General features: G+C 62.3%; 13 protein-coding genes. 8 read left to right on the top strand and 5 right to left on the bottom strand.

From position 1 onward, the window contains the following. The first annotated feature begins 75 nt into the window (after window positions 1–75). Together N688_RS00065 and plsX are read left to right on the top strand one after the other, a co-directional pair. Window positions 76–447: a response regulator gene (locus N688_RS00065; RefSeq protein ID WP_052887378.1), complete on the top strand. Its 372-nt coding sequence runs from the start codon at window positions 76–78 to the stop codon at window positions 445–447. Between the two features lie 101 nt (window positions 448–548). Continuing rightward, window positions 549–1,586 (top strand): phosphate acyltransferase PlsX, encoded by a 1,038-nt coding sequence (gene plsX, locus N688_RS00060; protein ID WP_052891305.1) that lies wholly within the window; start codon window positions 549–551, stop codon window positions 1,584–1,586. A 219-nt stretch (window positions 1,587–1,805) separates the two neighbouring features. Here plsX and N688_RS00055 read toward each other — a convergent pair whose 3' ends face one another. Together N688_RS00055 and N688_RS00050 are read right to left on the bottom strand one after the other, a co-directional pair. Beyond that, on the bottom strand, window positions 1,806–2,171 hold the full coding sequence (locus tag N688_RS00055) for a J domain-containing protein (protein ID WP_052887377.1): 366 nt from the start codon (window positions 2,169–2,171) through the stop codon (window positions 1,806–1,808). An 8-nt stretch (window positions 2,172–2,179) separates the two neighbouring features. After that, complete coding sequence (locus N688_RS00050) at window positions 2,180–2,629, bottom strand: dUTP diphosphatase (RefSeq protein ID WP_052887376.1); 450 nt, start codon at window positions 2,627–2,629, stop codon at window positions 2,180–2,182. A 42-nt stretch (window positions 2,630–2,671) separates the two neighbouring features. On the opposite strand from N688_RS00050, the gene N688_RS00045 reads away from it, so the two are divergent. The 3 genes from N688_RS00045 (at window position 2,672) to N688_RS00035 (ending at window position 5,506) form a co-directional block, all read left to right on the top strand. Next, window positions 2,672–3,193, top strand: a complete 522-nt coding sequence (locus N688_RS00045; protein WP_052887375.1) for a hypothetical protein — start codon at window positions 2,672–2,674, stop codon at window positions 3,191–3,193. Next, window positions 3,190–3,906 (top strand): DedA family protein, encoded by a 717-nt coding sequence (locus N688_RS00040; protein WP_052887374.1) that lies wholly within the window; start codon window positions 3,190–3,192, stop codon window positions 3,904–3,906. Before N688_RS00045 ends, N688_RS00040 begins: the two co-directional genes overlap by 4 nt. A gap of 349 nt (window positions 3,907–4,255) precedes the next feature. Next, on the top strand, window positions 4,256–5,506 hold the full coding sequence (locus N688_RS00035; protein WP_052887373.1) for a sigma-70 family RNA polymerase sigma factor: 1,251 nt from the start codon (window positions 4,256–4,258) through the stop codon (window positions 5,504–5,506). A gap of 379 nt (window positions 5,507–5,885) precedes the next feature. Here N688_RS00035 and N688_RS00030 read toward each other — a convergent pair whose 3' ends face one another. Further along, on the bottom strand, window positions 5,886–7,265 hold the full coding sequence (locus tag N688_RS00030) for a dipeptidase (RefSeq protein WP_052887372.1): 1,380 nt from the start codon (window positions 7,263–7,265) through the stop codon (window positions 5,886–5,888). Between the two features lie 316 nt (window positions 7,266–7,581). Between N688_RS00030 and N688_RS00025 the strand changes: the two genes are divergently transcribed. The 3 genes from N688_RS00025 to N688_RS00015 all read left to right on the top strand — a co-directional run bounded on the left by N688_RS00025 (window position 7,582) and on the right by N688_RS00015 (window position 9,922). Then, window positions 7,582–8,235, top strand: coding sequence for an SOS response-associated peptidase (locus N688_RS00025; RefSeq protein WP_052887371.1), 654 nt, complete (start codon window positions 7,582–7,584; stop codon window positions 8,233–8,235). Between the two features lie 176 nt (window positions 8,236–8,411). Continuing rightward, complete coding sequence (locus N688_RS00020) at window positions 8,412–9,044, top strand: biotin transporter BioY (protein WP_052887370.1); 633 nt, start codon at window positions 8,412–8,414, stop codon at window positions 9,042–9,044. 122 nt (window positions 9,045–9,166) lie between these two features. Continuing rightward, window positions 9,167–9,922, top strand: coding sequence for a class I SAM-dependent methyltransferase (locus N688_RS00015; RefSeq protein WP_052887369.1), 756 nt, complete (start codon window positions 9,167–9,169; stop codon window positions 9,920–9,922). A gap of 27 nt (window positions 9,923–9,949) precedes the next feature. Here N688_RS00015 and N688_RS00010 read toward each other — a convergent pair whose 3' ends face one another. Further along, window positions 9,950–11,356: a DUF512 domain-containing protein gene (locus N688_RS00010; RefSeq protein WP_052887368.1), complete on the bottom strand. Its 1,407-nt coding sequence runs from the start codon at window positions 11,354–11,356 to the stop codon at window positions 9,950–9,952. Window positions 11,357–11,746: 390 nt separating this feature from the next. After that, window positions 11,747–12,100: hypothetical protein (locus N688_RS23435; protein WP_238321056.1), on the bottom strand; the 354-nt coding region annotated here is incomplete at its 5' end.

Raw genomic sequence — 12,100 nt, 5'->3', positions numbered from 1 at the left:
GGCAATTGATCCTGGTATGAAGGAGACTGTAGTTTCTGTATTCACGAGACGAGAGACGAGGGGGCTGTTGGTCATATGGCCAAAAAGATCTTGATTATGGATGACGACCCCACCATCGCCGATCTCCTGACCGAGGCGCTCGCCGATGAGGGCTACGAGACCCACATGACGACGCAGAGCCTACGCTTCTACGATGCTGTACGCGAGCACGATCCCGATCTGATCCTGCTCGATATCATGATGCCCTATCTGGACGGACGGGATGAGCTGAAGCTGATGGAGATGTGGCTGGAGAAGAAGATTCCCGTGATCATCGTGACGGCCTATCCCAATGTGGCCCACGAGGAGCAGACCTTCCGCGACGCTGGCGTCGTGGAAATTGTCTCGAAGCCCTTTAACCTGGACGAGCTAGTCGAGCTGGTGCACAAGACCATCGGCGAGCCATGACGGTGACGACGATCGTCGTTGCAAGGGGAACGAGGACAACTAGAGCGACGAGAGCAAGAGCAGACTGAGGGCAAGAGGAGAGCAAGGCTATGGAGGCGAAAGTGCGCGTCGCACTCGACGCAATGGGGGGGGATTACGCTCCCAGCGCCACAGTAGCGGGAGCGGTGGAGGCGGCGCGTGAGTACGGCATCGGCGTCCAGCTTGTGGGCCATGAGGAGCAGATTCGTGCCGAGCTGGCCCGCTACGACATCGGTGGCCTTGATCTGGCCATCACCCACACCGACGAGGTCATCGCGATGGATGAGCACCCGGCCACGGCGGTGCGGCGCAAGAAGAATGCTTCGCTGGTGGTGGCCCTGGAACTGGCCCGCAGCGGCCAGGTGGTAGGAGCGGTCTCCGCCGGCAACAGCGGCGCCATGATGGCCGCCTCGCTGTTCGTCCTGAAACGCATCGCCGGCGTTGATCGACCGGCCCTGGGTACGGTCATGCCAACGCGCACCGGCACGACCCTGGTCCTCGATGTAGGAGCCAATACGGATTGTAAGCCCGAGTACCTGCAGCAGTTCGCCTTGATGGGCGCCGTCTATATGGGGCGTATCTTCCGCATCAACCGCCCACGAGTGGCTCTGCTGGCCAACGGTGAAGAGGAGACCAAGGGCAACCAGCAGGTCCAGGAAGCCCACCGTCTGCTCAAAGAGAGCGCCCCCCGCCTCGGGCTGAACTTCATTGGCAACATCGAAGGGCGCGATATCCCAGCAGGCGCCGCCGAGGTCGTGGTCTGCGATGGCTTTGTCGGGAATGTGGTCCTCAAGCTCAGCGAGGGGCTGGCCGAGACCCTGATCGCCATGCTGCGCAGCCAGATGACCAGCAACCCGGTCAACACGCTGGCGGCGGCGGTGCTCAAGCCGAGCCTGAAGCAGCTCTTCAAACGCCTCGACTATGCCGAGTATGGCGGCGTTCCTCTCCTGGGTGTCAATGGCGTGGCGGTCATCGCTCATGGGCGCTCCAACGCTAAGGCCATCAAAAACGCTCTGCGCGTGGCGCGCGAAACGGCAGAACGGGGAGTAGTAACGGCCATTGCTGAGGGCCTGGCCAGGTTGGGAACTGGCGGCGAGCAACGAGCCGAGGCCGAGGTCTAAACAGCACCGACCCGGCTGGCCCGCTGAGAAGCGAGAGGGATGCTGGCAAGAGCGATGTTGAACTGGGCAGCCAGCCATCTGGCAGGTAGCCAGGCGAAGCAGCGCTTGAGAGAGGTCACCCCCTGCCAGGCCAACCAATGACCCCGGCGCTGAGGTGGCACCGCGCGCAGCCTGCGCAGATTGCTTGTAACGGCGGGTGGGGGCCTCTCCCGCTTTGAGCTAGTCCTCGCGCAGGCTACGCTTTAACTCACGCACGAAGCCGACCAGACCTTCGAGCCAGGTCATCTCAGTCGAGGGGCTGTGCTTGCCGGCCTGAGCCTGATATTTCAGCCGAGCCTCGCGTAGCGCACGCACGCGCAGCTCGGCGGCTCGATGCACATCGTAGGAGGCGCGACGCCGTGGATTCCCAAGGACCTCATAGGCCTCGTTGATCAGCTTCATCTGCTGCTCGTATCGGGCCTGCATGCCAGGCGCGTTCTGATTCGCATCAGGATGATAGCGGCGCACCAGACGCAGATAAGCGCGCCTGATCTCCTCGGGCGAGGCAGTTGGCGCTACTTCCAAAATAGAATAATAGTCCTGCATCGCTGGTCTCATTCACCCGTACTGCCGAAGCCACCACGCCCTGGCCCCAGGGCCGTCACCTCCTGCCAGCAGGCCAGGGCCACCGGCATGAAAATCCCCTGAGCGATGCGCTCACCGCGCCTGATCAGGACTGGCTCATCGCGGAAGTTGTAGACCTGGATCAGTATCTCGTCGCCCTCGCCGCAGTAGTCCTGATCGATAATGCCCACCCCGTGAGGGATCAGCAGGCCCTTGCGCCGCGGCGTACTACTGCGCAGGGTCACCAGGAGCAGATAGCCCGGTGGCGTGCGCACAATGACGTTGCCCGGAATGAAACCGAGATCACGCCCCGCGATCTCGGTATCCTGACGGCAGAGGAGATCAAAGCCAACTGAGCCAGCAGTGGCGTAGGTCGGCAACGGCAAGGTTGGGTCCACACGTTTGATCGCCACGTCGAGCGGTTGCAGATACTTGTTCATTTCTGCTATTCTAGAAAAGAGCTTCTGTGACGTCAAGAGAAGGTGCTGGATTTCCTTGTTGAGAGAAATGGGTGGTCAGCGTCGCCGGGCGCCGGCGGCAGCTTTCCTACCTTTGCCACTGCTATGTCGGGCCGCAGCCTGGTGTTGAGTCTAAAACTCAAGTTGCTTGGGCTGGTGCTCTTGCTCTGTCTGGCCGTCAGCACGACGGTGTATGCTGCCAGTTCAACCTATCATGCTGTACAGCATCTGCAGCAACAGCGCGCCCTGGTCAAAGCGGGGGATGTGCGCAGCATTCGCCCCTGGATGACGATTCCCTATGTAGCCCACCTCTGCCACGTCCCAGCCGGGTACCTCTATCGGGCCTTGCATGTTCCGGAGTCGCCTTCCGTACAACACCTGACCCTCCACGCGCTGTCTCTGCGGACAAAACGCCCTGTTGACGAGTTGATTCGGACGCTGCAGCAGGCGATCGAGACCTACCGCCAGCAGCACCCAGGGCCGAAAAGCACCCCGACGAGAGAGCCTGCGGCACCCTCTGCACTGGCAAAGGGAGAATGGCCATGAGCGCCCTGCTTCCCTACCTGGTGAACTGGCTGCAAGAGTACGGCTATCCAGCCCTGTGGGGCCTGGTCTTTCTAGGGGCCGCCGGTATCCCCCTCCCGATCACGCTGCTCCTGCTGGCCGCAGGGGCCTTCGCCGTCCTGGGAGACTATAACCTCGGCTTGCTGGCCATACTGGCAGTCAGCGCCGCCGTGGCCGGCGATAGCGTCGGCTACAGTCTCGGTCGCCGTTGGGGGAGCCGCCTGCTTGACTACCTGGAACACTCGCCACGGCCCCGGATTCCTCAGCAGGTCCTCAACCGCGCACGCCAGCTCTTTCATCGACACGGAGGCTGGGCGATCTTCCTCGGTCGCACCGTCTTCTCAGCCATCGGCGTGCCGATTACGCTCCTCTCAGGGGCAGAACGCTATCCTTACCGCAAGTTTCTCTTCTTCGATGCCCTCGGCGAGCTGGTCGGCGTCGGCCTGCCCCTCAGCCTGGGCTTTCTCTTCGGCGCCAGCTGGGAGGCCGTGGGCGAGATTCTGGGTACGGTCTCGCTGCTCTTGCTGGCCCTGGCTCTGGCTACCTGGCTGAGCTATCGCCTGCTGCTGCTCCTGCGCCGCCTGCGCGCCACTCGCACCCAACCACAGCCGCGACCACACCCCCAGCTCGACGAGCCTGAGCGGGCCGCTTCCCCGGGAGCCGCCCCCGGCTCCTCGGGTTCCTTGCCACTTTAGCCTACCCTCAAGCGTATCTAATAATGATCGCAACGTTGAAAAAGCATGCTCTTCTTGAATATAAAGTTCATTTTTCTCTTAGAGCAGCTTTAAGCGCTCCATGCTGCCACAGACTGGCACGGAAGGAAACCTTTAGGGTATAATTGGAATAGCGCTGGAATATTTCTGGGCCGTACTGTGTTCCTATCGGTAGAAGCAACGTGTCTCATCTTACATCTTTCTCCTACCCGGCGTCAGACCTGGTCTCTCTCAGGTCGAAGGCTCGCTTTCCCTGCGTGTAGGGTCAGACAGCCTCACAGCCGCTATCTTGCTGCTTAAGATAGACACTACCTTTTCATGGAGGGCGCATATGTTAGACCTGGAGCGTGCCGACACGGGAAATGCGCTTACCTTAGATGTCCAGCCCACACAAGATGATCCAGATCTGGAGAAGCAGCTTGACCAGTTGCTTACGAAGGATCTTGAATATATAGATTTTGATGACGATAACGACGACGACGCTGTTGTTGATGGAGAGGAGGAACCTGGCAAGGACGAAGAGACTGAGCTGGACGAGGACCTCAGTGTCCTGGAGCCAGCAGCCCTGGAGTTAGAAGAGATGCCTGATATGCATGAAGATCTGACGCAATTGCCAGGTTCGCCTGAGCTAGAAGACACCGCCTCGCTGCTCTCTCTTCCCTCCCTCCCTGCGACACGTGGGAGTGCCGCACGCCGCCCCGGCGGGCGCCGGCGCCGCGCCGACTATGCGGACGAGAGCACGGCGAGCGCTCTAGACACCGGCGAATCGGATGCCGTGATGGCATATCTGCGCGAGATCGGGCGCGTGCCGATGATCTCGCATGAGCGCGAAATCGAGCTGGCCAAGCGCATCGAGATGGGCGACCGCGAGGCCAAGAAGCAGTTCATTCTGGCCAATCTGCGCCTGGTGGTCAGCATCGCCAAGCGCTATGTCGGGCGCGGTCTGAGCCTGCTCGATCTGATCCAGGAGGGCAACATCGGATTGATCCGCGCCGTGCAGCGCTATGACTGGCGTCGCGGCCATCGCTTCTCGACACATGCCACCTGGTGGATTCGCCAGGCCATCAGTCGCGCGGTGGCTGATAAAGGGCGCACGATCCGTTTGCCCGTCTATGTGAATACGGCTCTGAATCGCATTCGTCGCGAGCGTCAGCGCTTGCTACAGGAGCTGGGCCGCGAGCCGACCGAGCAGGAGCTGGCCGAGGCTACGGGGCTGGACCCTATTCGCATGCAGGAGCTGCAGTCGGCCCCGGGTGCCCCCGTCTCTCTGGAGCTGCCCGTCGGCGAGGATGAGGAGCAGGAGCTGGGCGATGTGCTGGCCGACACAGAGTCCGCTTCACCAGAAGATATCGCGACTACTCAGACGCTGAAGGATGAGGTCCAGCGCGTGCTCGAGTCGGTGCTGACGCCGCGCGAGCGCCTGGTGCTGCAGTTGCGTTTCGGCCTGGGCAATGGCCAGGCTCATCCGCTGGAGCAGGTGGGCCGCGAGCTGGGAATTACGCGCGAGCGCGTGCGCCAGATTGAGGCCGGTGCTCTGGCAAAGTTGCGCCAGCCGCCGGTCCTGGAGCGCCTGCGTGGCTGAATCTCTCTGTCCATACCGCCTTTATCCTCGTGCCCGGTGTTCCCCAGGCCAGAGGTGCCGCTCTGGCGTGTTAGCGCACGGCGCAGGCTGGCCCGGCTTGTATCTTCCTACATGGCGCTTGCCAGGTGGCTCTCCGGTAAGCGCGGTCAGTGGGTCGCGCTGGTCAAGCACTGGCTCTCTACCAGATTGATCTTCCTCCATTAGCGGAACCGAGCCCATCTGTGCGACGATAATGGCGAAGGCCACAGAGCAGGAAAGGCTGCCCTCCGCGGAAGAGGCACCTTTCCTGCTTTGTTTTCTTTTGTGTTGGTGGCTGCCTCCCGTTGACCTCGGCAGCCTGCGCTGTTGGCCTCGATCCTATGGCCTGGCTCGCTGACGCTCAGGCACCCTCTCCGTAGCGCTGCAAGAAGCGCGCGACGGTGCGCACCCCTCTGAAGAATTGCTTGAGGGAGTATTTTTCGTTGGGCGAGTGGAGATTGTCATCGGGCAGGCCAAAGCCCATGAGGACAATGGGTACCTGCAGGATGTCATTGAAAAGGGCCGCAATGGGAATGGAACCGCCTTCGCGAAGGAAGATCGGCTCGCGTCCGTAGGTCTCTTTGAGGGCCGCTGAGGCAGCCCGCATGACGGGGGCCTCGGGCGAGATGAGCACGCCGTCGCCAGCATGGATTTTGCGAACGGAGACTTCGACGTCAGGTGGTGCCAGCTCTTTGACGCGCCGTTCGAAGAGGCGAGAGACCTCTTCGGCTTTGAGCCCAAGGTCGGCTGGGATGCGCATGCTGATCTTGACTTTGCCATTGGCAGGAATGACGGTCTTGGGGCCTTCGCCGCTGAAGCCGCCGACGAAGCCGTGAATTTCCAGGGTCGGTCTGGCCCAGATGCGCTGTAGCGGCGGATACTCTGGCTCGCCAGAGAGCTGGGCCACGCCCATCTCTTCGCGTAGGGCCTCGGCCAGGTGGAGAGGATCTTCTTGCCAGAAACGCTCTTCCTGCGGCGGCGCTTGACGCTGGCGGTCGTAGAGACCGGGAATGTGGATGTGCCCACGCGCGTCTTTGAGGCCGGCGATGATGAGGGCCAGAGCGTGGAAGGGGTTTGGCGCTATGCCTCCATAGGTGCCTGAGTGCAGGTCACGTACGGCTCCGCGCGCTTCGACTTCGGTGTAGATGATGCCGCGCAGACCTGTGATGAGGGCCGGCAGGTCGGGCGCCGGCATGTGGGTGTCGCAGATGAAGGCGGCGTCGCAGTTTAAGCGCTCGGGATAGCTGCGGACATAACGCTCGATGGATTCGCCTCCGGTCTCCTCTTCTCCTTCGAGGAGAACGCGTACGTTGACGGGCAGCCCTCCCTCGGTGGTGATGAGGGTCTCCAGGGCTTTGAAGACGAGCATGGTCTGCCCTTTGTCGTCGCAGGCCCCCCGGCAGTAGAGGTTTTCACCGCGAATGGTCGGCTCGAAGGGCGGCGTCTGCCAGAGTTCGATGGGATCGACGGGCTGGACATCATAATGTCCATAGATAAGGAGAGTGGGCCGGCCCGCCGCTTTGAGCCACTCGCCATAGACCAGTGGATGGCCCTGGGTCTCGATGAGACGGACGTTGTCAAGACCAATGCTGCACAATTGGGAGGCGGCATACTCCGCTGCCCGGCGCACGTCAGCAGCATATTCGGGGAGGGCGCTGATGCTGGGGATGCGTAGCCACCCTTTGAGATCTTCCAGGAAACGCTGCTCATGCTCTGCTATATACGCTTCTATCTGCGTCATGACAACTCTTCCTTCCTTAAGCGTCTGCAAGGGAAATCTGCCTGTTATGGTAGCAGGGTCAGGCCGGCTTTGTCCAGAGCGAGCTTTCCGCCAGCCAGCTCCCCCTCGCTGCGCTGGCTGAGCAGCGCACCAGCGGCCACTTCACCGACCAGCAATGGGAGGGTTGAGGAGGAGCTGCCCTTGCCGCTTGCGGGGGCAGCGCGCAGAATAGAGAGAGAAAGAGGGTCTGGGGCTGTTGTGTTTTTGGGCCAGTCAGTCCCCCCACCAGGTGAGACGGCCCGACTGGCTGGCTGCTAAGGAAGGAGTTGTCTTGTCTATGTGCGGGCGCTTTACGTTGATTACTGATCTGCAGACGATCGCTGAGGTCTTCGGGGTGCCGGCAACCCTGGAGGCTCAGCCACGCTACAATATCGCTCCCTCACAGGAGGTGGTGGCGCTCTTGCATGAGGGAGAGCGCCAGATGGCCTGGCTGCGCTGGGGCTTGATCCCTTCCTGGGCCAAGGAGGAGGCCATCGGTAACCGGATGATTAATGCTCGCGCGGAGACGCTGGCCGAGAAGCCGAGCTTTAAGCGCTTGCTGCGCTCCCGCCGCTGCCTGGTGGTGGCCGACGGCTTCTATGAGTGGCAGCAGACCAATGGCACGAAGAGGCCAATGTATGTGACGCTGCGCGATCGCTCTCTCTTCGCTTTCGCTGGCTTGTGGGATCAGTGGAGCGCCCCCGATGGCCGCGTGCTGCGTACGTGTACGATTGTGACGACGGAGCCAAATGCGCTGCTGGCAACGATCCATAACCGGATGCCGGTGATTCTTCCACGCGAGGCCTGCGAGCGCTGGCTCGATCCGACGCTGCAGGAGGCGGAGGCGCTCTTGCCTTTGCTTCGCCCTTATCCAGCGGAAGAGATGCAGGCTCGCCCGGTCTCTCGCCTGGTCAACGATCCGCACAACGAGGGCGCAGCTCTGCTGGCTTGAGCAGCGGCGCCGCCGCGCCTTGCCAGTTGCACGCCTGGCTGACTATAATTGTGGCAGAGGAAGAGGGACCCGCCGGGCCGCCAGCTTGCCAGAGCTGCACGCCCGCTCGGGCCCTTGCCTTTGCCTGCCTTCGAGGCAGCGCTGATCAGTATGTGCCTGAGAAAGGAGCGCCTTCAATGGCTTCTGTGTCCGGTGCAACGTTGGTGGATCACGTGCTGCCGGCTCGCTCGCTGCCGCGTTCCGCCGCTCTGCTGCGCGATGGGATACTGGTGCTTGGCTTTAGTGCATTCATGGCCTTATGTGCTCGATTTTTTATTTATATTCCCTGGATTACGCCAGTACCGATCACGCTACAGACGTTGGGTGTGCTGCTGACGGGGGCCGTTCTGGGCAGCCGCCGCGGGGCTTTGGCCCTGCTCGCCTATCTGGCTGAGGGAGCGCTGGGCTTGCCGGTTTTTGCTGGAGGCGCCGGCGGTGTGGTGGTCTTGCTCGGCTATACCGGCGGCTATCTCTGGTCTTATCCGCTGGCAGCCTGGGTCACGGGCTGGCTGTGCGAGCGGGGACTGGATCGCCGCTATCTGACCGCCGCGCTGGCGATGCTGCCCGGCTCGCTGCTGATCTACGCCGTAGGTGTGCCCTGGCTGGCTCTGGTGCTGCATCTGGGGTTGGGCCAGGCCCTATTGCTCGGGATGGTGCCCTTTTTGATCGGCGATACACTGAAGCTCTTGCTGGCGGCGGCTTTGCTGCCTTCGGCCTGGTTGCTGCTGCGCCTGGGGCCGCAGCGCGACCCGGGAGCGTCGTCCCGCTGAGAGGCGGCGAGGCAGCCCGTTTGCCAAGCCAGGTCGTGAGGCTCCGGGTCTGGCCGGAGCCTCATTTGTTGTTGGCATTGGTCCTTGTGCTGAACATGAGGAGGAAGGAGATCGTGAGCAGCATGCCTCTGGACCCGGAGGCTTTCGATGTCGAGGGGACGTTTGAGGTCTCCGACTACCACTACTTCTACGATCCGCTGCTGACGGAGGAGCGCAGCGAGCAGGAGGCGACCCTGATCTGGCAGTTGCTTGGACTGCAGCCAGGGCTGCCGGTGCTCGATCTGGCCTGCGGCTACGGTCGGATCGCCAACCGCCTGGCGGCTCGCGGCTGCCTGCTCAGTGGAGTGGATCAGAGCGCCGCCTTTCTGGCTCAGGCGCGTGCCGAGGCCGAGAGGTGGGGACTGGCGGTCGACTATCGCCAGGGTGATATGCGCTCGTTGCCAGCAGAGTGGACGGGCCGCTTTGCTGCGGTCTTGAGCTGGTTCACCTCTTTCGGCTACTTCAGCGACGAGGGGAATCGCCAGGTGCTGGCAGAGATTGCCCGCGTGTTGCAGCCCGGCGGACGGCTCTTGCTCGATCTGCAGAATCGTGAGCGTTTGCTCCGTGAGTCCCAGCAGACAAGAGTCTTGGAGCGCGACGGTGCCTGGCAGATCGATCAGCTGCGCTACGATGTGCTTAGCGGACGCCTGCAGACCCGGCGCGTGATCCTGCGGGACGGGCGCCAGCGCGAGACGCATTTCTTTGTACGTCTGTTCACGCTGCCCGAGTTGGCGGACTGGCTGCGCCAGGCCGGTTTCAGCCGGGTGGAAGCCTACAATGAGCAGGGTGCCCCGTTCAGCCTGGAGAGTCGACGCCTGCTGACGGTGGCCACCAGGTAGAGAGGGAGGCCGCTCCCCGCTGGTTCGTCAGCGGGTCGCCAGAGCCGCCCACAGGCGCGGCGCCGGCAGACCGGCCAGCTCGCGGACGGCGGCCACGGTCTCCTGAGCGTTGCGTACGAAGCGCGAGGCCACTGGCAGGCGCTCTTGAAATTCTTCAACGGTCACGTCGTCGAGAAAGCGCTCACCGGCGTTGTCGAGCATGATGCGCGGCAAGAGGACCAGATCGCCAAGGTGTTCCTGCTCCAGGAGCGTGGCCAGCACATCCTGGCCGCAGAGCAGGCCGGCAACGGTGACCTGAGCACCGAAAAAGCGGTTTTCGACGGAGACAACTCGCGCTTCCAGGCCCTCGATGCGGTTGAGGTCCGCCGCCAGGCGCTCGATAATGGGCCGGGCCATCGTCCCGGTGACCAGGGTCAGGAGCCGTGGCTGCGGCATGCGCGTGGGCAGGCGACGCCGCGCGCTCTCCCATTGATCGAGGAGGTGGCGCGTCATGCCGACGCCGTTTTCGATCTGGGCGTAGTCGCCGTAATGAGCGGCGGGCGGAACCTCACGGCCCGCGAGATAGTACCATTCGTCCGAGAGGTAGACAAAGGGATAGCCTTCGGGATGGCTGGCGGCAAAGCGCTGCTGATGCGCCTCCACCTGGGCCATGATTTGCTCCGCCTCCTGGCGCGTGTAGGGGCGCAGCGGCGGCAGGTCACCCGTCTTGAGCAGGTTGTTGTATTTGGTCAGACCCACCGGCACTACAGAGATCGATTCGACGATGGGGCGCAGGGTCGCCAGGTCCTGAATGCTGCGTTCGAGATGCTCGCCGTCGTTGATCCCCGGACAGAGAACGAGCTGAGTATGACAGGTGATGTGCAGCTCCCCCAAACGCTGGATCTGCTCCAGAATCTCGCCAGCCCGCGGCCCATCGACCATCTTGCGCCGCAGTTCCGGCTCGGTCGTGTGGACCGAAACATAGAGCGGACTCAGACGCTGCTCAGCCAGGCGCTGCCAGTCTTGCTCTTTGAGGTTGGTCAGGGTGATGAAGTTGCCGAAGAGGAAGGAGTAGCGATAGTCGTCGTCTTTGATGTAGAGGGTGGAGCGCATGCCATGCGGTAGCCCCGGCTGCGAGGCGTAGCGCGGCGGCAAGCCTTTGATGAAGCAAAAGACGCACTTGTTGGCACACTGGCGAATAAACGGCGTCGGCTCCTCACCAAAGATCAGACCCAGGCTCTCACCTTCCGGGCGCTCGATGGTGACCTCGTGCTGCTCCTGCTGGCGCTCAAAGACAATGGTCAGCACCTCGTCGGCGCTGTAAAACTGGTAATCGACCAGGTCGCGAATAAGATGGCCGTTGATCGTGCGGATGAGATCGCCAGGCTGCAGCCCCGCTCGGTCCGCAGGACTGTCGGGCACCACCTCACGCACCCAACCATAGAGCTTTGGCATGAACGCTGCTTCCTTCCTTTATCGGCTATCGGGCTGGCAGTGGACCGGGCCACGGGGCGCGCTGCTTTGCCAAACGCGCTGACGGCTCGCCCCCGGTTCGCCGGCTTTGGCGTTTCTTTCTCTGGCACTGGGAGGTATCGGCCAAGATTATACGGCTGACAGGGCCTGGACGTCAAATCATCTTCGCTCCCCTTTTGCCACCACCAGCCCACGGCAGGCCCAGACTCAGCGCTCGCTTCCTCCCCCGATCATCCTATGGCCATCCCCCACACATTCGGCCCATTTTTGGGCCAGACCTGCCGCCCGCCATCGCTCCCGCCAGCACCCTCAATCTGCTCAGGAAGCTGTTTTCTGCGCCTTAGATCCTCCATTTCAGGCTCAGCAAATCTTCTAGCTGCCGATCTGGAGGCCGAAGGCCAGTTCCAGTGCGGCGAGCTGGAGCAGGCGGCCTACCTCCTCAAGAAATGTCTCCCTCATGCTCGCGGACTGCACTCCTTCCTCAACATGCAACGCATCCAGGCCCTCTACAAACGGCTGAAGGTCTCGCCCGCCGGCCAGACGCAGGCCATTGTAGAGCTGGCGAACCAGCTCGGGACGGACTTCCCGGAATAGAGGACCTGCATCCGCCTCGCCGTGCCGTCTTTTCAGGAGACCGATCCATGCTTGCCCCCCGTTCAGAAGACCTCTCTCCCGACCCTGCCAGCCCCCCAGAACAAGCAAGCCTGGCCGGGAGCAGAGCAAGAC

This window comes from Thermogemmatispora carboxidivorans (genome assembly GCF_000702505.1).
Taxonomy (GTDB): domain Bacteria; phylum Chloroflexota; class Ktedonobacteria; order Ktedonobacterales; family Ktedonobacteraceae; genus Thermogemmatispora; species Thermogemmatispora carboxidivorans.
This window is presented reverse-complemented; position numbering and strand designations above follow the sequence as displayed.

Excerpts from the sequence above, each read along its gene's own strand:
- N688_RS00020 (WP_052887370.1), top strand. The coding sequence starts at position 8,412 with ATGGCTTCTGTGTCCGGTGCAACGTTGGTGGATCACGTGCTGCCGGCT.
- N688_RS00055 (WP_052887377.1), bottom strand. The coding sequence starts at position 2,171 with ATGCAGGACTATTATTCTATTTTGGAAGTAGCGCCAACTGCCTCGCCC.
- N688_RS00050 (WP_052887376.1), bottom strand. The coding sequence starts at position 2,629 with ATGAACAAGTATCTGCAACCGCTCGACGTGGCGATCAAACGTGTGGAC.
- N688_RS00025 (WP_052887371.1), top strand. The coding sequence starts at position 7,582 with ATGTGCGGGCGCTTTACGTTGATTACTGATCTGCAGACGATCGCTGAG.
- N688_RS00015 (WP_052887369.1), top strand. The coding sequence starts at position 9,167 with ATGCCTCTGGACCCGGAGGCTTTCGATGTCGAGGGGACGTTTGAGGTC.
- N688_RS00030 (WP_052887372.1), bottom strand. The coding sequence starts at position 7,265 with ATGACGCAGATAGAAGCGTATATAGCAGAGCATGAGCAGCGTTTCCTG.
- N688_RS00035 (WP_052887373.1), top strand. The coding sequence starts at position 4,256 with ATGTTAGACCTGGAGCGTGCCGACACGGGAAATGCGCTTACCTTAGAT.
- N688_RS00010 (WP_052887368.1), bottom strand. The coding sequence starts at position 11,356 with ATGCCAAAGCTCTATGGTTGGGTGCGTGAGGTGGTGCCCGACAGTCCT.
- N688_RS00040 (WP_052887374.1), top strand. The coding sequence starts at position 3,190 with ATGAGCGCCCTGCTTCCCTACCTGGTGAACTGGCTGCAAGAGTACGGC.
- N688_RS00065 (WP_052887378.1), top strand. The coding sequence starts at position 76 with ATGGCCAAAAAGATCTTGATTATGGATGACGACCCCACCATCGCCGAT.